This window comes from Salinarimonas sp. (genome assembly GCF_046292825.1).
GTDB lineage: Bacteria > Pseudomonadota > Alphaproteobacteria > Rhizobiales > Beijerinckiaceae > Salinarimonas.
Genome location: NZ_JBKBQG010000001.1, coordinates 289,379 through 310,473, shown reverse-complemented (window position 1 = coordinate 310,473; position 21,095 = coordinate 289,379). Strand labels below are relative to the sequence as shown.

17 protein-coding genes are annotated in these 21,095 nt (G+C 70.9%); 10 read left to right on the top strand and 7 right to left on the bottom strand.

The window, feature by feature from the left end; translation table 11 throughout:
* Positions 1–286: 286 nt before the first annotated feature.
* Both ACK4UM_RS01480 and ACK4UM_RS01475 read right to left on the bottom strand, forming a co-directional pair.
* Positions 287–1,066, bottom strand: coding sequence for a DUF1499 domain-containing protein (locus tag ACK4UM_RS01480; RefSeq protein WP_409794586.1), 780 nt, complete (start codon positions 1,064–1,066; stop codon positions 287–289).
* A 9-nt stretch (positions 1,067–1,075) separates the two neighbouring features.
* Positions 1,076–1,978 (bottom strand): LysR family transcriptional regulator, encoded by a 903-nt coding sequence (locus tag ACK4UM_RS01475; protein ID WP_409794583.1) that lies wholly within the window; start codon positions 1,976–1,978, stop codon positions 1,076–1,078.
* A gap of 140 nt (positions 1,979–2,118) precedes the next feature.
* On the opposite strand from ACK4UM_RS01475, the gene wrbA reads away from it, so the two are divergent.
* Both wrbA and ACK4UM_RS01465 read left to right on the top strand, forming a co-directional pair.
* Positions 2,119–2,718, top strand: a complete 600-nt coding sequence (gene wrbA / locus ACK4UM_RS01470; protein ID WP_409794581.1) for an NAD(P)H:quinone oxidoreductase — start codon at positions 2,119–2,121, stop codon at positions 2,716–2,718.
* 193 nt (positions 2,719–2,911) lie between these two features.
* Positions 2,912–3,145 (top strand): hypothetical protein, encoded by a 234-nt coding sequence (locus ACK4UM_RS01465; protein ID WP_409794578.1) that lies wholly within the window; start codon positions 2,912–2,914, stop codon positions 3,143–3,145.
* A 53-nt stretch (positions 3,146–3,198) separates the two neighbouring features.
* Here ACK4UM_RS01465 and ACK4UM_RS01460 read toward each other — a convergent pair whose 3' ends face one another.
* A complete protein-coding gene (locus ACK4UM_RS01460) occupies positions 3,199–4,176 on the bottom strand; it encodes an L-threonylcarbamoyladenylate synthase (protein WP_409794575.1) in 978 nt (325 codons plus the stop codon).
* Between the two features lie 173 nt (positions 4,177–4,349).
* On the opposite strand from ACK4UM_RS01460, the gene ACK4UM_RS01455 reads away from it, so the two are divergent.
* Complete coding sequence (locus ACK4UM_RS01455; RefSeq protein ID WP_409794572.1) at positions 4,350–5,420, top strand: methyl-accepting chemotaxis protein; 1,071 nt, start codon at positions 4,350–4,352, stop codon at positions 5,418–5,420.
* A 312-nt stretch (positions 5,421–5,732) separates the two neighbouring features.
* On the opposite strand, the gene ppdK is transcribed toward ACK4UM_RS01455, so the two are convergent.
* The 4 genes from ppdK to ACK4UM_RS01435 all read right to left on the bottom strand — a co-directional run bounded on the left by ppdK (position 5,733) and on the right by ACK4UM_RS01435 (position 14,080).
* Positions 5,733–8,411: a pyruvate, phosphate dikinase gene (gene ppdK, locus ACK4UM_RS01450; RefSeq protein WP_409794569.1), complete on the bottom strand. Its 2,679-nt coding sequence runs from the start codon at positions 8,409–8,411 to the stop codon at positions 5,733–5,735.
* A 160-nt stretch (positions 8,412–8,571) separates the two neighbouring features.
* On the bottom strand, positions 8,572–9,780 hold the full coding sequence (locus ACK4UM_RS01445; protein WP_409794566.1) for a hypothetical protein: 1,209 nt from the start codon (positions 9,778–9,780) through the stop codon (positions 8,572–8,574).
* A 191-nt stretch (positions 9,781–9,971) separates the two neighbouring features.
* Positions 9,972–12,053 (bottom strand): glycine--tRNA ligase subunit beta, encoded by a 2,082-nt coding sequence (gene glyS, locus ACK4UM_RS01440; protein WP_409794563.1) that lies wholly within the window; start codon positions 12,051–12,053, stop codon positions 9,972–9,974.
* A gap of 341 nt (positions 12,054–12,394) precedes the next feature.
* Positions 12,395–14,080: a lysine--tRNA ligase gene (locus ACK4UM_RS01435; protein ID WP_409794560.1), complete on the bottom strand. Its 1,686-nt coding sequence runs from the start codon at positions 14,078–14,080 to the stop codon at positions 12,395–12,397.
* A 176-nt stretch (positions 14,081–14,256) separates the two neighbouring features.
* On the opposite strand from ACK4UM_RS01435, the gene ACK4UM_RS01430 reads away from it, so the two are divergent.
* From ACK4UM_RS01430 to ACK4UM_RS01400, 7 genes are all read left to right on the top strand, one after another.
* A complete protein-coding gene (locus ACK4UM_RS01430; RefSeq protein WP_409794557.1) occupies positions 14,257–14,460 on the top strand; it encodes an AbrB/MazE/SpoVT family DNA-binding domain-containing protein in 204 nt (67 codons plus the stop codon).
* A 53-nt stretch (positions 14,461–14,513) separates the two neighbouring features.
* Entirely contained in the window at positions 14,514–15,260 is a 747-nt protein-coding gene (locus ACK4UM_RS01425) for a M48 family metallopeptidase (protein ID WP_409794555.1), read from the top strand.
* Entirely contained in the window at positions 15,260–16,465 is a 1,206-nt protein-coding gene (locus ACK4UM_RS01420) for a multidrug effflux MFS transporter (RefSeq protein ID WP_409794552.1), read from the top strand. Before ACK4UM_RS01425 ends, ACK4UM_RS01420 begins: the two co-directional genes overlap by 1 nt.
* 79 nt (positions 16,466–16,544) lie before the next feature.
* The gene (gene ahcY, locus ACK4UM_RS01415) at positions 16,545–17,945 is read left to right on the top strand and encodes an adenosylhomocysteinase (protein ID WP_409794549.1); all 1,401 of its coding nucleotides are present in this window, start codon (positions 16,545–16,547) and stop codon (positions 17,943–17,945) included.
* Between the two features lie 173 nt (positions 17,946–18,118).
* Entirely contained in the window at positions 18,119–19,084 is a 966-nt protein-coding gene (gene accD / locus ACK4UM_RS01410; RefSeq protein WP_409794546.1) for an acetyl-CoA carboxylase, carboxyltransferase subunit beta, read from the top strand.
* Between the two features lie 13 nt (positions 19,085–19,097).
* Positions 19,098–20,423, top strand: a complete 1,326-nt coding sequence (locus ACK4UM_RS01405; RefSeq protein ID WP_409794544.1) for a bifunctional folylpolyglutamate synthase/dihydrofolate synthase — start codon at positions 19,098–19,100, stop codon at positions 20,421–20,423.
* Positions 20,424–20,446: 23 nt separating this feature from the next.
* Positions 20,447–21,067, top strand: a complete 621-nt coding sequence (locus tag ACK4UM_RS01400) for a septation protein A (RefSeq protein ID WP_409794541.1) — start codon at positions 20,447–20,449, stop codon at positions 21,065–21,067.
* Positions 21,068–21,095 lie beyond the last annotated feature (28 nt).

Genomic DNA, 21,095 nt, shown 5'->3' with positions numbered 1-21,095 from the left:
GACAGGGTGAGTGCTCCACCGGTGTCATCCCGGGCCGCGAAGCGGACCCGGGACCCATAACCGCCACGTCTCAGTCGCAGCCTATAGGCTGCGTTTCTCCCACGACGGAACCCGCTGAAAGGTGGTGCAGCGAGCGCGGCATGCGCGCTCGGACGGTCGTCGAGGTCATGGGTCCCGGGTCCGCTTCGCGGCCCGGGATGACAACCTTCGCAAGACTCACGGACTGGCATGGGAAGGAGATCAGCGTCACCAACGTCGATCTCGTCCGGAAACCAGCACCCACACCTCACATCCCCTCGCGGCGGCGCTCCTCGAAGGCGGCGAGGAAGGCGCGTACGGTCTCGGTCGGTCCGCCGAGATCGTCGACCGGCGCGCGGGAGACCGCGCGGACGTCGACGCGGGCGCCCTCGCCGGAGGGACGCACGCGCACCGCGATCTCGACGGGCAGGCGCAGGAGGAGCGTCGTCGTGCGCCCGTCGATCGTGCCCGCCTCCCGCTCCTCGCCGGGCGGCACCGATTCGAGGACCTGCATGCCGATGTCGGCGGCGGCGGTGAGCGCGAGGGAGAAGGCGGTGTCCTCGGGGAGCTCGACGACGAGGGGCGCGATCCGCGTCGCCTCGGCGCGCTGGCGCGCCCGCAGACCCGGATCCGCCGCGGCCCCGCGCCAGCCGCCGCGCGCGGCGACCACGGAGGGGGTGGTGGCGAAGGCGGGGGCGGATTCGAGATCGGTGCTCACGTCGAAGACCGGCGGGCGGATCGCCGAGCGGGCGCCGATCGCCGCCGGATAGGCGAGCACGAGCGCCGCGAGGGCGACCCCGCCGAGCGCGATGCCGAACCCGCGATGGCCGTGCATCCAGATCCGCACGAAGGCGAGGAGCGCGAGCGCGAGCGCGACGAGGGCGAGCCCCGCGCTCGCGGCGAGCGCGGCGAGGCCGCCGTCGAGATCGAGCCGGCTCGTGCGGGTGAGGATCGCCGAGAAGGCGAAGGCGGCGAGCGCGACCAGTCCGACGCGCGCCGCCCAGACGGCCGGCCGCGACACGGGATCCTCGACGATCAGACGACGCATCGGCGCTCCTCACCCCTCGATGCGGGCGCGGGAGGTGGCGATCTCGCCCGCGACGTAATCGAGGAAGACGCGAACGCGCGTCGAGCGCCGCAGATCCGGGTGGGTGAGCAGCCACAGCCCGGCGGAGAAGTCGGGCCGCGGCGCCGACAGGCGCAAGAGGCTCGCGCGCGCATCGCCGATGAAGACCGGCAGCGCGCCCACGCCGAGCCCGCTCTCGATCGCCTCGCCCAAGCCGAGCACCGTGTTGACGCGGTAGGCGACGCGCTCGGGGGCGACGTTGTCGCGCACGTATTTGGCGACCTTGAGGGTCGATAGGTTGTCGCCGAGCGCCACCCAGTCGCGGGAGAACAAAGCGGACGGGTCCGCCGGCGGCCCGTCGGGGAAATCCGCCCGGCGCCCGAACAGGGCCCAGCCGATCGTCGCGAGCCGGCGTCCGATCAGCGTCTCGGGCGGATCGTCGGTGGCGCGGATGGCGACGTCGGCATCGCGCTTGGAGAGGTTGAGCGCCTGGTTGGCGAGGACGACGTCGAGGCGGATCTCGGGATAGCGCGCCCGGAAGCGGGCGAAGATCGGGGTGAGCAGGTGGACGAGGAGCGTATCGTTCGTCGTCACCCGCAATTCGCCCGCGGGCGCGATGGTCTGGCCGTCGATCTTGCGCGAGAAGCCGACGACGTCCTCCTCCATGCGCTCGGCGATCGCCACCATCTCCTCGCCGGCGGTGGTCAGCGCGTAGCCGGTGCGGTGGCGCTCGAACAGCTTGACGCCGAGCCCGTCCTCGAGCTGGCCGAGACGGCGGAAGACGGTCGAATGGTTGACGCCGAGCGCGCTCGCGGCCCCGGTCAGCCCACGGGCCTCCGCGATGGATTTCACGAGGCGGAAATCGTCCCAGACGAGCTGGCTCGGCACCGTCATTTTATGCGTCCGCGCAAGATTGCTCTTCCCCCTATACAATTGGCATTGCGCGATGGAAAGGCCCATCTTCCGGTTCGACGCGGCGAACGACGCCGTCGGCGATCGCGCCCGAACCGAAACAGCAATCCAGAGGAGCCGACATGGCCAAGGTCCTGGTTCTCTATTATTCCAGCTGGGGTCACATCGAAGAGATGGCCTACGCCGTCGCCGAGGGTGCCCGCGAGACCGGCGCCGAGGTGCACGTCAAGCGCGTGCCCGAGCTGGTGCCGACGGATGTCGCCGAGCAGTCCCGTTACAAGCTCGACCAGAAGGCGCCGATCGCGAGCGTCGACGAGCTCGCCGATTACGACGCGATCGTGTTCGGCACGCCGACGCGATTCGGCAACATGGCCGCGCAGATGAAAAACTTCCTCGACCAGACCGGCGGGCTCTGGGCCAAGGGCGCCCTCGTCGGCAAGGTCGGCGCGGTGTTCACCTCGACGGCGACCCAGCACGGCGGCCAGGAATCGACGATCCTGTCGTTCCACACCGTGCTCCTGCACCAGGGCATGGTGATCGTCGGCCTGCCCTATACCTTCGCCGGCCAGTCGGGCCTCGACGAGATCAAGGGCGGCTCGCCCTACGGCGCCTCCACCATCTCGGCGGGCGACGGCTCGCGGCGGCCCTCCGCGGTCGAGCTCGAGGGCGCGCGCTTCCAGGGCCGCCACGTGGCGCAGATCGCCGGCAAGCTCGCGGGCTGATCAGCGTCTTGCGAGACGCGGAGCACCGTCGGTCCACGAGGCGCCACGCCCGGGGGCCGACGGCGTCTCACTCCGGCATGCGGCGCCCCCCGCATCATCGGCGGAGAGGTGACATTGTCGCAACTTCGGATATCGTCGATCGAGCGGCGCTGAAAGCCGCACATCGAAAGACGAAACCGGGGGTAATCATTTCATGAACAGCTTTCTCGCGAACGCACTCGGTGTCGCGAACACCATCTTGGCAGCGCTCTTGATACTCGGGAGCATGGCCGTCTTCGGCAACGCCGTCGGCATGGGTGGATTTGGGATCGTGGTCGGCCTGGTGGTCGGCCTCGTTCTCGCAGTCGTCGTTTGCGGCCTGCTCGCCATCCTGGTGGAGATTCGGCGCGAGCTCGTCAGGATTCGCGAGGCTTTGGCAAGGGCCTGAGCAGCGAGTCGCGCGCCGGAGCGTCGCCGATCAGCGCGGCGGCCGCTCGCTCATCAGCGCGGCGCCGCGGCGCGGGCGAGGCGGTCGGCGATCGCCTCGCCGAGACCCGTACGGGGGATCGGCGCGACCGCGATCGTGTGCGCCCCGCTCTCGTCGAGCGCACGCAGCGCGGCGAAGAGATTGCGCGCCGCCTCCGCGAGGTCTCGGGAGGGCGAGAGATCGCGCACCGCGATCGCATGATCGACGCCCGCCGGACGGGGCTCCCCGAACAGGAGCGCCGCCTCGCCGGGGAATATCTCGCGCGCGTCGAGACGCACGCCCGCGCGCGGCGCGTAATGGGAGGCGAGCATGCCGGGCGCGCGCGGCGCGGCAGGATCGTCTCCGGTGGCCTGCGCCTCCGCGAGGCGGCGGCCGAGCAGCCTCTCGATCGCCTCGCGCGGCACGCCGCCCGGGCGCAGCAGAACGGGATCGCCGCCGAGACAGGCGAGGATCGTCGATTCGACCCCCACCCGCGTCTCGCCGCCATCGACGATCGCCGCGATGCGTCCGTCGAGATCCCCCGCGACGTGGTCGGCCCGGGTGGGGCTCACGCGTCCGGAGCGATTGGCCGAGGGTGCGACAACGGGTCGCGCCGCCGCGCGCAACAGCGCCTGGGCCACGGGATGGGCCGGAACGCGCAGGGCGACGCTGTCGAGCCCCGCCCGCGCGACGTCGCAGACGCCGCCCTGCAAGGCGCGGGGGACGACGAGCGTGAGCGGGCCGGGCCAGAAGGCGTCCGCGAGGCGCCGGGCGTTCTCGTCGAAGAGACCCTCGCGCGCGGCGGCGTCCACATCCGGCACGTGTGCGATCAACGGGTTGAAGCGCGGGCGTTCCTTGGCCTCGTAGATCCGCACCACCGCCGCCGGGTCGGTCGCGTCGGCGCCCAACCCGTAGACGGTCTCGGTCGGGAAGGCGACGCAGCGCCCCGCGCGCAGGAGCGCGGCGGCCTGCGCGATGGCGTCGGCGTCGCAGCCGAGATGGAGCGTGTTCATCGAGGACCCGTCCGTGAGAGCCGCGGCGTTTAGCGGCGCCCGCCCCCCGATGCAAGCGATTTCCTGATCGAAATTTGTGCAATTAGCGGGACCTCGCACGAATTTACCTTAAACTTCGGATAACCAACCCATGTGATCATCGCCCCGATCGACGATCATCGGGGGCAACAGCGTTGGCACGATCGACTCTCGCGAGCGCCGGACGACCGGCCGAGGAGCGCGGCGGCTCGCTCACCGACATCGCCGCGATGACGGCGGAGGTGCGCAGCGTCGCCGCCGAAAAGACGAGACGCATCCAGCAGATCACCGGCCAGATGAAGATCCTGGCGCTCAACGCGATGATCGAGGCGACGCGGGCGGGCGAGCATGGCCGTGGGTTCTCCGTCGTCGCGCAGGAGGTCCGCTCCGTCGGCGACGTGGTGGCGAGCGTCGCCCGCGAGCTCGAGGAGCACCTCGCCGAACGCGTCGCGGCCCTGCAGCGCGAGGTCGAGACCATGGCGGACGCGGCCAAGGGCCAGCGGCTCGTCGATCTCTCGCTCAACGCCATCGAGCTGATCGATCGCAACCTGTACGAACGGACCTGCGACGTGCGCTGGTGGGCGACGGATTCGGCGCTGGTCGAATGCCTCGCCGAGCCGAGCGCGGAGCGGGTGCGCCACGCCTCGAAGCGGCTCGGCGTGATCCTCGGCGCCTACACCGTCTATCTCGATCTGTGGCTGTGCAATCTGAAGGGCGACGTCGTCGCCAACGGGCGCCCCGAGACCTACGACGTGCGCGGCCGCAACGTCGCCCACGAAGCCTGGTTCAAGTCCGCCGTCGCGCTCGCCACGGGGGACGATTACGTCGCCGCCGACGTCGGCACGCAGCCGCTCCTCGGCAATTCCCAGGTGGCCACCTATTGCGCCAGCGTGCGCGAGGGCGGCGAGGCGCGCGGGCGCCCGCTCGGCGTGCTCGCGATCCATTTCGACTGGGAGCCGCAGGCGCGCGCCATCGTCGAGGGCGTGCGGCTCGCGCCCGAGGAGCGGGCGACCACGCGGGTGCTCCTCGTCGATGCCGCCATGCGCGTCATCGCGGCCTCCGACGGCGTGGGCCTTCTGACCGAGCGGCTCTCCCTGCCGCTCGACGGGCGCCGCGCCGGCTACTCGCACCTCCCGGACGGCACCTTCGTCGCCTTCCACGCCACGCCGGGCTACGAGACCTATCGCGGGCTCGGCTGGTACGGGGCGATCGTCAAGCGGGGGTGACGGAGGTCGGGACGCGTCGGGAGGTTCCTTCCGCCCAGAGTATTAAAACCTTTCATTGCGACGTCATCCCGGACGCCGAAGGCGATCCGGGACCCATAACCACCACGTCTCAGTCGCAGCCTGTAGGCTGCGTTTCTCCGACGAAAGCCGCCCATCTGGAGCGGAACGCACGCGGCATGCGCGCTCGAACGATCCTCGTGGGTATGGGTCCCGGGTCCGCTTCGCGGCCCGGGATGACAACCTTCGAAAGATCCTCAAGCTCTGATGGGAAGGAGAGGGGGGCGCGGCCCGGTGAAGCGCCCCCCCTGCCCCTCACGCCAGCGAACGCGTCTCCCCCGCGAGGGCGGCCTGGGCGGCGGCGAGGCGGGCGATGGGGACGCGATAGGGCGAGCAGGAGACGTAATCGAGCCCGAGCCCCTCGCAGAAGCGGATCGAGGCCGGATCGCCCCCGTGCTCGCCGCAGATGCCGAGCTTGATGTCGGGCCGCGTCTTGCGGCCGCGCTCGGCGGCGAGCGCCACGAGCTCGCCGACGCCCTCCTGGTCCAGCGTGACGAAGGGGTCGAACTCGATGAGCCCCTTCTGGACGTAGGGTCCGAGGAAGGAGGCCGCGTCGTCGCGCGAGATGCCGAGCGTCGTCTGCGTGAGATCGTTGGTGCCGAAGGAGAAGAACTCCGCGGCTTCCGCGATCTCGGCCGCGCGCAGCGCCGCGCGAGGCAGCTCGATCATGGTGCCGACCTGATAGGCGAAGGCGGCGCCCGTCTCCTCCATGACCTTCTTCGCCATGGCGTCGATGCGCGCCTTGACGAGGTCGAGCTCGGGCTTCGTCATCACGAGCGGCACCATCACCTCGGGGGTGACGGGGCGGCCGGTCTCGCGCGCGGCCTGCGCGGCCGCCTCGAAGATGGCGCGCGCCTGCATCTCGGCGATCTCGGGATAGGCGACCGCGAGGCGCACGCCGCGGAAGCCGAGCATCGGGTTGAACTCGTGCAGCTCGGATGCGCGGCGCTTGAGCTTCTCGGGCGAGGCGCCCATGGCCTTGGCCACCTCCGCGATCTCCTCCTCGGTATGGGGCAGGAACTCGTGGAGCGGCGGGTCGAGGAGGCGGATCGTGACGGGCAGGCCCGACATGATCGTGAACAATTCGACGAAATCGGCCCGCTGCATCGGCAGGAGCTTGTCGAGAGCGGCGCGGCGGCCGGCCTCGTCGTCGGCGAGGATCATCTCGCGCACGGCGACGATGCGGTCGCCCTCGAAGAACATGTGCTCGGTCCGGCACAGGCCGATGCCCTCGGCGCCGAAGGTGCGCGCGGTGCGCGCGTCGAGCGGCGTCTCGGCATTGGCGCGCACGTCGAGGCGGCGCACGCCGTCGGCCCATTCCATCAGCTTGGCGAAATCGCCCGAGAGCTCCGGCTCGAGCATCGCGACCGCGCCGACGAGCACCTGGCCCGCGCCACCGTCGATGGTGATGACGTCGCCCGTCTTCAGGGTGCGCCCGCCGCAGGCGAGCGTGCCGGCCTTCGCGTCGATGCGCACCGTGCCCGCGCCCGAGACGCAGGGCTTGCCCATGCCGCGCGCGACGACCGCCGCGTGCGAGGTCATGCCGCCGCGCGTCGTCAGGATGGCCTCGGCGGCGTGCATCCCGTGGATGTCCTCCGGGCTCGTCTCGACGCGCACCAGGATGCACTTGCGCCCGGCCTTCTTGGCGGCCTCGGCGGCTTCGGAAGTGAACACGATTTCGCCCGAGGCCGCGCCTGGCGAGGCGGGGAGCCCGGTCGCGAGGATGTCGCGCTTCGCCTTCGGGTCGATCGTCGGATGCAGGAGCTGGTCGAGGGCCTGCGGTTCGACGCGGCCGACCGCCTCGCGCTGCGTGATCAGCCCCTCCTCGACGAGGTCGCAGGCGATGCGCAGAGCGGCGCGCGCGGTGCGCTTGCCGTTGCGGGTCTGGAGCATCCAGAGCTTCCCGCGCTCGATCGTGAACTCCATGTCCTGCATGTCGCGGTAGTGCCCCTCGAGCACCCCGCAGATGCGCACGAGCTCGGCGAAGGCGTCCGGCATCGCCGTCTCCATCGACGGCTTGTCGGAACCGGAGGCCACGCGCGCGGCCTCGGTGATGTCCTGCGGCGTGCGGATGCCGGCGACGACGTCCTCGCCCTGCGCGTTGATCAGGAACTCGCCGTAGAGCTTGTTCTCGCCCGTCGAGGGGTTGCGGGTGAAGGCGACGCCGGTGGCGGAGGTCTCGCCCATGTTCCCGAACACCATCGCCTGCACGTTGACGGCGGTGCCCCAGCTCGCCGGGATCGCGTGCAGCTCGCGATATTTCTTCGCGCGCGGATTCATCCAGGAGCCGAACACGGCGGAGATCGCGCCCCAGAGCTGGGCGTGGGGGTCCTGCGGGAAGGGCGCGCCGGTCGCCTTCTCGACGATTTCCTTGTATCGGGCGATCAGGATCTTCCAGTCGTCGGCGGTCAGGTCGGTGTCGAGATCGTGGCCGCGGCGCTGCTTGTAGGCCTCGAGCGCCTCCTCGAAATCGTGGTGCTCCACGCCGAGCACGACGTTCGAATACATGGTGATGAAGCGGCGATAGCTGTCGTAGGCGAAGCGCTCGTCGCCCGCGTCCTGCGCCACCGCGCCGACCGTGTCGTCGTTCAGCCCGAGATTGAGGACCGTGTCCATCATGCCCGGCATCGAGGCGCGCGCGCCCGAGCGCACGGAGACGAGGAGCGGTTTTTCGGGATCGCCGAAGCGGCGCCCGGCGATGCGGCCGACCTCCGTCAGCGCCTGCGCCACGGCGTCCTTCAATTCCGGCGGATAGGTCTCGCCGTTGTCGTAATAATAGGTGCAGACACCGGTGGTGATGGTGAAGCCCGGAGGGACGGGAAGGCCGAGATTGGACATCTCGGCGAGGTTCGCGCCCTTGCCCCCGAGGAGGTTGCGCATGGACGCCTCGCCCTCGGCGCGGCCGTCGCCGAAGGTGTAGACCCACTTCGTCATCGTGACACCTCGTCTGACCTCGTTGTGCGAGCGCGAACGCACTCGCCTGCGCGCAGCCATAACGGCTGGAACGCGTTTTGGGAACCGCCCCGCTCGGGCTCGTCAACGCGCGAGGGCCGCTCTCGTTGCGCCGCGAGACCGTGTGCGGGGGTCGCACCCGTCAGACGCGCAGCGGTCCCGATGGGCGGGGGCCGAGGGGCGGCAGGCCGGCATGCTCGGCGGACGCTTCGCGGAAGAAGAGCGCGCCGAGGGGCTCGGGGCCGTCATTGGCCGAGAGCGGGCCGGGGCGCACGGGCGCGTCGTTGGCGGGCGGCGGCGCCGTCGGCACGAGGGCGTCGTTGGCGGGGGTGAGGCCGGTCGTCTCGCCGAGCGGGCGGGCGAGGAGGCGCGCGAGGGGCGAGATCGGCGCGCCGCGCACGGTGCCGGCGCGGGGGCCGGCGGGCCCGGCGGAGAGGCCGGGCGCGGGCGCCTCGCCCCGCTGGCCGCGCGACTTCGCCTCGACGAGCGGGTCCATCGGCTGGATGTGGAAGGGCGTGCGGTCGAGCGGCGCGCCCGAGAGGAAGGCGTTGACCCGCACGCTCACCTCGGGCGGCGTCGCCGGGTTGAGCGTGAGCGGCCCCTCCGCTCGCGGGGCGAAACCCGCGATCGGCGCCGCTGCGACCGGGGCCGCAGGCCCGGCGAGCGGCGCGACCGACGCGGCAAGATCCGGCATCGCGGGGGCGGGCGGCTGAGCGCCCTGCACGGACGGCCGCGGCGCAGTGCCGCGGGTCACGCGGGCGCGCGGGGAAGCCGACGCGGCGGGGCCGAGAAGGGAGGCGGCCGGCGGCTCGGCCGAGCCGGCGCGCGGGTCCGGCGCGAACAGGAGCGGCGGTGCGCTCGGCGGGTAGGTGCCGGCACCCGGGGGCGGGGCGGCGAAGGCTCCCGGCGGACGCTGCGGCAGGAAGCCGGCGAGGCCCGGCAGCGGCATCGTCGGCGGCCGCGGGAGGAGCGGCGGCGGCTGCGATTGCGGCTCGCGCGCGGGCTCCTGCCTCGCGGGATCTTGCCGTGCGGGATCTTGCCGTGCGGGATCTTGCCGTGCGCCCGGCTGCTGGGGCGCGTTCCTCGCGGCGAGGCGGCGGGCGACGTCGTTCTGGACCGCCTGGCTCGGCGGTTGGGCATTGTCCTCGGCGACGCGGCGGCGATCCTTGACGTCCGGCGCGGGCGCCTCCTCGCGGCGGCGGCGCTCTTCGCGATCGCGGTCGCGCTGCTCGACGATGCGCCGGTCCCGCTGGAAGACGTCGAAGAACTCCCGGCTCGCATTCTCGAGCCGGTGCAGGTCGCGCTGGTCGACGGGGGGCGCGTGCCCGACATTGTTCAGCGGGGTCGTCAACCCGAATGCCTCGAAGATGCACCTCTGCATCGCAAATATAGCGCAATGAGAGGCGGCAATCACCTGGGGCGAATTCGGGAATCGGCGTCGTTTTGCTTATTTCGCTTAACGTAAGGGACTAAATTGATGGGCCGACAAATGCGCACGGATCATCGACTATAATCTTTGGTTATTAACCTAGGCCTCTTCGATCAAGCCTGGATCTGGCCGAAATCCGCGACCGTTCGCATCGCGCGCCTCAGCGCAGCGAGGAGCCGCAGGCGGTTGGCGCGCAGATCCGCGTCCTCCGCGTTCACCGTGACCGCGTCGAAGAAGGCGTCGACGGGCGCGCGCAGGACGGAGAGCGCCCGCATGGCCCCCTCGAAATCCTCGCGCCCGAGCGCGGCGCGCGCCTCCTCCTCCGCGCGCGCGAGGGCGGCGACGAGCGCCTTCTCCTCGCTCTGCCCGCGCGCCTCGACGAGCGCGAGATCGGGCGCCTCGTCGTAGGCGCGCGCGTCCTTCTTCTCCTCGATGCGCAGGATGTTCGCCGCGCGCCGATAGCCCGCGAGCAGGTTCGCGCCGTCGTCCGTCTCCAGGAACCGCCCGAGCGCCTCGACCCGGCGCACGATCATCAGGAGATCGTCCTGGTCGTCCAGCGCGAAGACGGCGTCGATGAGATCGTGCCGCGCGCCCTCCTCCCGCAGGTGGACCTTCAGGCGATCGGCGAAGAAGGCGAGGACGTCGGCGCGCACGGACGGCTCGAGGCTCTCGAGCACGCGCGCGAGCCGCAGCCGCAGCCCGTTCTCCAAGACGATCCGGATCACGCCGAGCGCCGCGCGCCGCAGCGCGAAGGGGTCCTTCGACCCCGTCGGCTTCTCGTCGATCGCCCAGAAGCCGGCCAAGACGTCGAGCTTGTCGGCGAGCGCCACCGCGACGGAGACCGGCGCGTTCGGCACCCGGTCGGAGGGGCCGGCGGGTTTGTAATGCTCCTCGATGGCGGCGGCGACCGCCTCGCTCTCGCCCTGCAGCGAGGCGTAATAGCGCCCCATCAGGCCCTGCAGCTCGGGGAACTCGCCGACCATCTCGGTCACGAGATCGGCCTTGGCGAGGCGTGCGGCGCGGGCGGCGTCCTCCGGATCGGCGCCGACGAGGGGCGCGAGCGTGCGCGACAGCGCCTCGATGCGCGCCACGCGCTCGGCCTGGGTCCCGAGCTTCTCGTGGAAGACGATGGCGGAGAGCTTTTCGAGCCGCTTTTCCAGCGCCACCGCCTTGTCGGTCTCGTAGAAGAAGCGCGCGTCGGAGAGGCGGGCGCGGACCACCCGCTCGTTGCCGGCGACGATCGCCGCGCCGCCGTCGGTCGCGACGATGTTGGCGGTGAGCAGAAAGGCGTTCGAGAGGCGGCCGGTCTCGCGGTCGCGGGTGACGAAGCACTTCTGGTTGGCGCGGATCGTCGCGCGGATCACCTCCGGCGGCAGCGCCAGGAAATCCTCCTCGAAGCGGCCCATCAGCACGACCGGCCATTCGACGAGGCCGGCGACCTCCTCGAGCAGCCCCTCGTCCTCGACGAGCTCGAGCCCCTGCGCGAAGGCGAGATCGCGGGCGTCGTGGAGGATGACGTCGCGGCGTTGCGCGGCGTCCACCACGACGTGCGCGCGGGCGAGCGAGGACGCCCAGTCCTCCAGCCGGCGCACGCGGATCGCGTCGGGCGCATGGAAGCGGTGGCCGTAGGTCACGTCCCCGCTCTCGATGCCGTCGACGCTGAAGCGCACCACCTCCGGTTCCTCGGTCTCGGGGCCGAAGGTCGCGAGGATCGCGCGCAGCGGGCGCACCCAGGCGAGCGAGCCGGGCTCGGCGGAGGCCGCGCCCCAGCGCATGGATTTCGGCCAGGGGAAGCGGCGGATCACTCCGGGCAGGATCTCGGCGAGCGCCTCCTGCGTGGGGCGGCCGGGCCGCTCGACGATCGCGACGTAGAAATCGCCCTTCTTCGGATCGGACTGGACCTGCGCCTCCTCGATCGAGGCGAGGCCGGCGCTCTTGAGGAAGCCCTGGAGCGCCTGTTCGGGCGCGCCGACGCGCGGCCCTTTGCGCTCCTCGCGCACGTCCTTGCCCTTGGCGGGCAACCCGGCGACATGGAGCGCGATGCGGCGGGGCCCCGTGAACACGGCCGCGCCCTCGTAGAGATAGCCGCCCTCGACGAGCGCGTCGGTCACGAGCCGCCGCAAATCCTCGCCCGCCTTGCGCTGCATGCGCGCGGGGATCTCCTCGGAGAAGAGCTCGATCAGGAGGTCGGGCATCGCGGTCTTTCTCGGGCGCTCTGGGGACGTCTCTTCCCGCAGCGCTCTACGCGGGCGAGCCGGAGAGCGCAAGGGGAAGGCAACGGCCGCCCCGCCGCCCTTCTCCTTCCCCTCAGAGTTTGTGAATCTCTCTCATCGAACCTCCACGCCGTCATTCCGGGGCGCGAAGCGAGCCCGGAATCCAGACTCCCGACGCTCGTTCGAGCGCGCATGCGCGCTCGCTCCGCAACCGAAGCACGCCGAGACGTCGAAGGACGCAGCCTACAGGCTGCTCCTCCAACGTCGTGGATCTGGGTTCCGGGCTCGCTTCGCGCCCCGGAATGACGGACAACCCGTAAGACTCACCCGCCCCGCTTCGCGAGGAAGGCCTCGTGCTCGGCGATGAGGGCGCCCGTGAGCGCCTTTTCGATCAGCGCCCGCGTCTCGGCGACGCCGTAGAGGGCGACGAAGGAGCCGAAGCGGGGGCCGCGCTCCTCGCCGAGCAGGATCTGGTAGAGCGTCGCGAACCAGGCGAGCGAGACGCCCGGCCGCCCGTCGGGGCTCTTCGACTTGCCGGACATGTCCGGGAAATGCGTGCGGCCGACCTCGTAGACGACGTCCTGGAGCGCGGCCGCGTCGGTCGAGCCCTCGTGGGCGGCGAGCGCCGCGTCGAGTTCCTCGAGCGCCTTGCGCTCGGCGTCGGTCGGCGCGCGGTAGCGCTTCGCCGGCCGCACGAAATCGCGGTAATAGCGCACCGCGAGGCCGACGAGCTCGTCGAGCCGCGGATGCGTTTGGGGCGAGGCCGAGGGCGCGTAGCGGCGGATGAAGGCCCACAGGAGACCGGGTTCCTGCGCCTGCGCCACCGCGACGAGGTTCAGGAGCATGCCGAAGGTGATCTGCGCCGGCGGCGCGTTGCCGCCCCCGCTCTCCACCGTCTCGGGCGCGGGCGGGTTGCCGCCGTGGATGTGCCAGACGGGGTTCGAGAGCCGGCTCTTCGCGTCCTGCTTCTGGTAGCGCTCGAGGAACGAGAGATATTCGTCGACGTGCTTGGGGATCACGTCGAAGAACAGGCGCTTGGCTTCGCGCGGGCGGTTGTACATGTAGAGCGCGAGGCTCTCCTGCGTGCCGTAGGAGAGCCATTCGTCGATGGTGAGCCCGTTGCCCTTCGACTTCGAGATCTTCTGCCCGTTCTCGTCGAGGAAGAGCTCGTAATTGAAGCCCTCCGGCGGCTCGGCGCCCAGCACGCGGGCGATCTCGCCGGAGACCTTGACGGAATCGATGAGGTCCTTGCCGGCCATCTCGTAATCGACGCCGAGCGCGACCCAGCGCATCGCCCAATCGGGCTTCCATTGCAGCTTCGCCGCCCCGCCGGTCACCTTCGTCTCGTAGCGCGCGCCGCTCTCGGGATCGCGCCAGACGATGGTGCCGGCCGACAGGTTCCGCTCCTCGACGGGCACCTGCATGACGATGCCGGTCTCAGGGTGGATCGGCAGGAAGGGCGAGTAGGTCGCCCGCCGCTCGTCGCGCAGCGTCGGCAGCATCACGCCCATCACCGCGTCGTAGCGCTCGAGCACGCGGAGCAGCACGGCGTCGAACCGGCCGGAGCGGTAGCATTCGCTCGCCGAGAGGAACTCGTATTCGAAGCCGAAGCGGTCGAGGAAGGCGCGAAGCCGGGCGTTGTTGTGATGCCCGAAGCTCTCGTGCGTGCCGAAGGGGTCCGGCACCTTCGTCAGCGGCAGCCCGAGCGCGCCGCGCAGCATGTCGGGATTGGGCACCCCGTCGGGCACCTTGCGCAGCCCGTCCATGTCGTCGGAGAAGGCGACGAGCCGCGTCGGGATCGCGTCGTCCGTGAGCGCGCGAAAGGCGTTGCGGACCATGGTGGTGCGCGCGACCTCGCCGAAAGTGCCGATATGCGGCAGGCCAGAGGGCCCGTAGCCGGTCTCGAACAGGACCTCCTTCTTGCCCGTGCGCTCCATCCGCGCGAGGAGCTTGCGCGCCTCCTCGAAAGGCCAGGCGCCGGCAGAGGCGAGGGCGTCGCGATCGATCATGGGTCTGTCCGCCTGATGGGCAAGAGCCGATACATAGTGTCGACACGGGCGCGTCGAAGGGGAAGGGCTTAATGCCGGGCGCCGGGGGGCGTCAACTCGGGGAGGGGGCGGGCGTCCTTGTCCGCTGACGCGGACGAGGCGTAAGGTTGCGGCTCCGGCACGAGAGGCGAGCGACGATGGCCGCGACGACGATTCTGTCACCGACCGACGAGATCGAGATCCCCGAGGTCGTCCGGAGCGCCCGCGGCCGGAAGCCCGGCCAGACCTGCGCTGTCGTGCCCAAGAGCAGCGGCGTGCTGATCGTCCCCGTGCCGTTGAAGGAGCGGCTCGCGGGGCTCGCGAAAGGCGCCGATCCCAGGGGTTATCGCGACCGCGCGTGAACGCGCTCCCCTCCCGCTTGTGCCCGCGACCCCGCGCGGGCATGCTCCGGCTCATGCGAATCCCGCTTTTGTTCCGACGGGCGCCGCAGCCGGACCGGATCACGGTCGCGCATGCCGGCACCCGCTACGAGGTGGCCTTGAAGCGCAGCGCGCGGGCGCGGCGGCTGACGTTGCGCGTCTCGAGCGCGACGGGCGAGGTGGTGGCGACGGTGCCTCAGTCGGTGGCGCATCAGGCGGTGACGCGCTTCGTCGAGGCGCATGCCGGCTGGATCGCGACGCGCGTCGCCAAGCTTCCCGAGCGCGTCGCCTTCGTCGCGGGCGCGCTCGTGCCCGTTCGCGGAGTGCCCCATCGCATCGTGCATGTCGCGGGGCCGCGCGCGCCGGTGAGGGTGAACACGGACGAAACGGGCGCGCCCGTCCTCCTCGTCGCCTGCGACCCGCTCGTGGTGCAGAGCCGCGTGCGCGATTTCCTGCGCCGCGAGGCGACGCGCGATCTCGCCGAGGCGGTCGCCCGCCACACCGCGCGTCTCGGCATCCCCGCCCGCAAGATCACCTTGCGCGACACCCGCAGCCGCTGGGGCTCGTGCTCGGCGAAGGGACATCTCTCCTTCTCCTGGCGCCTGATCATGGCGCCTGCCTTCGTGCTCGACTACCTCGCCGCCCACGAGGTCGCGCATCTCAAGGAGATGAACCATTCCCACCGCTTCTGGCGCCTCGCCGAGAGCCTGTGCCCCCGGCTGAAGGAGGCCGAGGCCTGGCTCACGCGCCACGGGGCGGAGCTCTATCGGTACGGCGCTTGATGCAGACCACGATCAAGGCGCGTTTCCTGCGCCCCGACACGCTCGCGCTCACCGCGACGCTCGCGCTCCTCACCGCTCTGGGCCCGCTTTCGACCGACATGTACCTGCCGGCGCTGCCGACGATCGCGCAGGCGCTCGACGCTTCGGTGCCGGCGACGCAGTTCACGCTCTCCGCCTTCCTGATCGGCTTCGCCTGCGGGCAATTCCTCTACGGCCCGGTCTCGGACCGGGTCGGACGGCGGCCCGCGCTCGCCTTCGGCCTCCTCCTGTTCGTCGCAGCCACCATCGCCTGCGCGCTGGCGCCGAGCATCGAGGTGCTCTCGGCCGCCCGCTTCCTCCAGGCGCTCGGGGCGTCGGGGCCGATCGTGCTCGCGCGCGCCATCGTGCGCGATCTCTACGAGGGGCCGCGGGCGGGGCGCGAATTGTCGCGGATGGGCACGATCATGGGCCTCGTGCCCGCGATCGCCCCCGTCCTCGGCGGGCTCGTCTACCAGGCGACGGGATGGCGGGCGCTCTTTCTCGCGATCGGCGTCTTCGGGGCGATCCTCGCCGCGGTCGCGCTCGCGGGGCTCCCCGAGACGCTGCGCCGGCGCGACCCCACCCCGCTCTCGGCGCGGGCGATCCTGCGCGGGTTCTCGGGGCTGATGGGCCATGCGGGCTACCGCCTCGCGGTGGCGCTGACCGCGATCACCTATGCGGGCCTGTTCGCCTTCATCTCGGGCTCGAGCTTCGTGCTGCAGGGCGTCTACGGGCTCGATCCGCTCGCCTACGGGCTGTCCTTCGCCTTCGTCGTGTGCGGCTACATCGCGGGAACCGTGATCGCGCAGATCGTGGTGCCGCGCCGCGGGCTCGCGGGCACGATCCGGCTCGGCACGGCGGCCTTGGCGATCGGCGGGTGCGCGATGCTCGCGCTCGTCCTCGCGGGCCCGCCGTCCTCGCTCGCGCTGACCGTGCCGATGGCGCTCTACGGGATGGGTGTGGGGCTCACCATGCCGCAGGCGGTGGCGAGCGCGATGCAGCCCTTCCCGGACCGCGCGGGCGCGGCCTCCTCGCTCCTCGGCATCGTCCAGATGAGCCTCGCCGCCCTCGTCGGCATCGGCGTCGGCTGGGCGATCGCGCTTACGCCGATCGCGCTGCCGGCCGCGATCGCCGCGCTCGGCCTCGCCGCGCTCGCTCTCCAGATCGGGCTGCGGGAGAAGACATAAAGACATCTTTATATCTTGATTGCATCCCGCGCCCGTCTCTGCTACACGAGCCGCGAGACGGATCAGGAGCCGACACGTCATGACCCAGGATTACATCGTCAAGGACATCTCGCTCGCCGGCTGGGGCCGCAAGGAGATCTCCATCGCCGAGACCGAGATGCCCGGCCTCATGGCCGTGCGCGAGGAATACGGCGCGCAGCAGCCCCTGAAGGGCGCGCGCATCGCGGGCTCGCTGCACATGACCATTCAGACGGCGGTGCTCATCGAGACGCTCAAGGCGCTCGGCGCCGACATCCGCTGGGTGTCGTGCAACATCTATTCGACGCAGGACCACGCCGCGGCCGCCATCGCCGCCGCAGGCATCCCGGTCTTCGCCTGGAAGGGCGAGAGCCTCGTCGATTACTGGGACTACACCGCCAAGCTGTTCGAGTGGCACGGCGGCGGCATGCCCAACATGATCCTCGACGACGGCGGCGACGCCACCATGCTCGTCCATCTCGGCAAGCGCGCCGAGGACGGCGACACGGCCTTCCTGAAGAGCCCGGGCTCGGAGGAGGAGGAGATCCTCTTCGCGCTGATCCAGCGGCTCCTCGCCGAGAAGCCGAAGGGCTGGTTCAACGAGCTCGCCGCCTCGATCAAGGGCGTCTCCGAGGAGACGACGACGGGCGTGCACCGGCTCTACATCATGGCCAAGGAGGGCAAGCTGCTCTTCCCGGCGATCAACGTGAACGATTCGGTCACGAAGTCGAAGTTCGACAATCTCTACGGCTGCCGCGAGTCGCTCGTCGACGGCATCCGCCGCGGCACCGACGTGATGATGGCCGGCAAGGTCGCCATGGTCGCGGGCTACGGCGACGTCGGCAAGGGCTCGGCCGCCTCGCTGCGCCAGGCCGGCTGCCGCGTGATGGTCTCCGAGATCGACCCGATCTGCGCCCTGCAGGCGGCGATGGAGGGCTACGAGGTCGTGACGATGGAGGACGCCGCCCCGCGCGCCGACATCTTCGTCACCGCCACCGGCAACAAGGACGTCATCACGATCGACCACATGCGCGCCATGAAGGACCGCGCGATCGTGTGCAACATCGGCCATTTCGACAACGAGATCCAGGTGGCCGCCCTGAAGAACTTCAAGTGGGACAACATCAAGCCGCAGGTCGACGAGATCGAGTTCCCCGACGGCAAGCGCATCATCCTCCTGTCCGAGGGCCGTCTCGTGAATCTCGGCAACGCGATGGGGCACCCCTCCTTCGTGATGTCGGCCTCCTTCACGAACCAGACGCTCGCCCAGATCGAGCTGTGGACGAACCAGGGCAAGTACGAGAACAAGGTCTACGTGCTCCCGAAGCACCTCGACGAGAAGGTCGCGATGCTCCACCTCGAGAAGATCGGCGCCAAGCTCTCCAAGCTGCGCCCGGACCAGGCGTCCTATATCGGCGTCAAGGAGACGGGGCCGTTCAAGCCGGAGCATTACCGCTACTGAGGACGGGCGGCCGCCCGCCCCTCGTCCGGGAGCGAGCGGCTCGCTCGCTCCCGCCGACCCCGCGATCGCGCCCCGCGCCATGGTTGGCGTGCGGGCGCGTTTTCGTCTATGAGGGGCGCCGACGAGGCCCCCACGGCGCCAAGGCCACGCGCACGGCTCGAGGACGAGAGAGCATGAACTGGATTTCCGACGTCGTGCGTCCGCGCATCAAGACGCTGTTCAAGCGCGAGACGCCCGACAATCTCTGGATCAAGTGCCCCGATACCGGGCAGATGGTGTTCCACAAGGACGTGGAGGCCAATCTCTATGTGATCCCGGGCTCCAACCACCACCTGCGCATGGGCGCGGCCGAGCGCCTGCGCAGCGTCTTCGACGGCGATTTCGAGGAGATCGCGCTCCCCGACGTGCCGGCCGATCCGCTGAAGTTCCGCGACGAGAAGCGCTATGTCGACCGCCTGAAGGAGAACCGCGCCAAGACCGGCATGCAGGACGCGGTGCGCGTCGCCGTCGGCGCCATGGGCGGGCTCGACGTGACCGTCGCGGTGCAGGACTTCTCGTTCATGGGCGGCTCGCTCGGCATGGCGGCGGGCGAGGCGATCGTCATCGCCTGCGAGACCGCGGTCGCGCGGCGCACGCCCTTCGTGCTCTTCGTCGCCTCGGGCGGCGCGCGCATGCAGGAGGGCATCCTCTCGCTGATGCAGATGCCGCGCACGACGGTCGCGATCCGCCGGGTGAAGGAGGCGGGGCTGCCCTACATCGTCGTCCTCACCAATCCGACGACGGGCGGCGTCTCGGCCTCCTACGCGATGCTCGGCGACGTGCACATCGCCGAGCCGGGCTGCGTGATCGGCTTCGCCGGCGCGCGCGTGATCGAGCAGACGATCCGCGAGAAGCTGCCGGAGGGCTTCCAGCGCGCGGAATATCTCAAGGAGCACGGCATGGTGGACATGGTCGTCCACCGCACCGAGCTGAAGGGCGTGCTCGTCAATCTCTGCCGGCTGTTCACCAAGGCTCCGGCGCTCGAGCCCGCCCGCCAGAATCCGGTCCCCGAGGCGATCGCGCAGAGCGACGACGAGGCGGCGGATCTTCCCGCCGAGGGGCCGTCCGAGCCGGAGGCCGCCGCTCGCGGCGCGGCTTGAGGCCCGCTCCGCCATGGAGTCCTCCGACGCGATCCTCGCGCGCTTCCTCGCGCTCCACCCGAAGACGATCGACCTGTCGCTCGGCCGCATCGAGCGGCTGATGGAGCGCCTGGGCCATCCCGAGCGGCGCCTGCCGCCGACGATCCACGTCGCCGGCACCAACGGCAAGGGCTCGACGATCGCCTTCATGCGGGCGATCCTCGAGGCGGCCGGGCTCGCGGTGCACGTCTACACCTCCCCGCATCTCGTGCGCTTCCACGAGCGCATCCGCCTCGGCCGGCCGGGCGGCGGCGTGTTCGTGCCCGAGGACCTGCTCGTCGAGGCCTTCCGCGCCTGCGAGGCGGCGAACGGCGAGGAGCCGATCACCGTCTTCGAGATCACGACGGCGGCCGCGCTGCATCTCTTCGCCGAGGCGCCGGCGGACGTGCTGCTGCTCGAGGTCGGCCTCGGCGGGCGGCTCGACGCGACGAACGTGATCGCCGATCCCGCCGCGGCCCTCGTGACGCCGATCGGGCTCGACCACGCGGAATATCTCGGTCCCACCGTCGACCGCATCGCGGCGGAGAAGGCGGGCATCTTCAAGCGCGGCGCACCGGCCCTGATCGCGCGCCAGGATTACGAGGCGGCCGAGCGGGTGCTCGTCGAGACGGCCGAGCGGGTCGGCGCGCGCCCGATCCTCGTCGGCGGACAGGATTTCACCACCCACGAGGAGAACGGGCGGCTCGTCTTCCAGGACGCGGACGCCCTCCTCGATCTGCCGATGCCCCGCATGGTCGGCGCGCATCAGCTCGTCAATGCGGGCCTCGCGATCGCGGCCGTGCGCGCGGCGGGCTTCGCGCGCCTGCCGGCCTCAGCCTTCGAGCAGGGGGTCGCGCGCACCGATTGGCCGGGGCGCCTGCAGCGGCTGACGCGCGGCGTCCTGCCCGCGCTCGCGCCGGAGGGCTCCGAGGTCTGGGTCGACGGCGGCCACAATCCCGATGGCGGGCGCGTCGTCGCCGCCGCGATGGCGGACCGGGCCGAGCGCGCGGACGCGCCGCTCGTGCTCGTCGTCGGCATGCTCGGCACCAAGGACGCGCAGGGCTTCCTCGAGAAGTTCTCCGGCCTCGCGCGCGAGGTGATCGCGGTCCCGGTCCCCGGCCAGATGGCCGCCCGCCCGCCCGAGGAGGTCGCCCAGATCGCCGCCCGCGCCGGGCTCACGGCCTCGACCGCGCCCTCCGTCGAGGCGGCGCTCGCCTCCCTCGATTCGACCATCTGGGAGAGCCCGCCGCGGGTCCTGATCTGCGGCTCGCTCTATCTCGCCGGGGCGGTGCTTGCGGCGAACGGCACCTTGCCGACCTGAGGCGGGTCGCGGTACACGAGCGCATGTCGAAGATCGATGATCTCCCCAAGATCGAGGACCCGGCCCACCCGGCGCACCTCAACCCCATCCTGAAGCTCGCGCTCGAGCTCGGGCCGCTGGTGCTGTTCTTCTTCGTCAACCAGCGCACCGAGATCTTCACCGCGACCGCCGTCTTCACGGTCGCGACCGTGATCGCGCTCGGCGTCCATTACGCGCTGGCGAGGCGCCTGCCGGTGATGCCGCTCGTCTCGGCGGTGGTGGTCGTCGTCTTCGGCGGGCTGACGCTGCTCCTCCAGGACGAGCTGTTCATCAAGCTCAAGCCGACGATCGTGAACTCCCTGTTCGGCGCGGTCCTGCTGATCGGTCTCGCCTTCGGCAAGCCGCTCCTGACCGTCGTGCTCGACAGCGTCTTCCGCCTCACCGACGAGGGCTGGCGCAAGCTCACCTTCCGCTGGGGGCTGTTCTTCTTCGTGCTCGCGGCGATCAACGAGATCGTCTGGCGCACGCAGACGACGGATTTCTGGGTGAGCTTCAAGGTCTTCGGCATCATGCCGATCACCATCGCCTTCGCCCTCGCCCAGACGCCGCTCCTCATGCGCTACGAGGACAAATCCGGCGCCGACGGCGGGGCCGAGCGCACTTGAGGATCGCCCGCCGCGCCCGCCCTCGCTC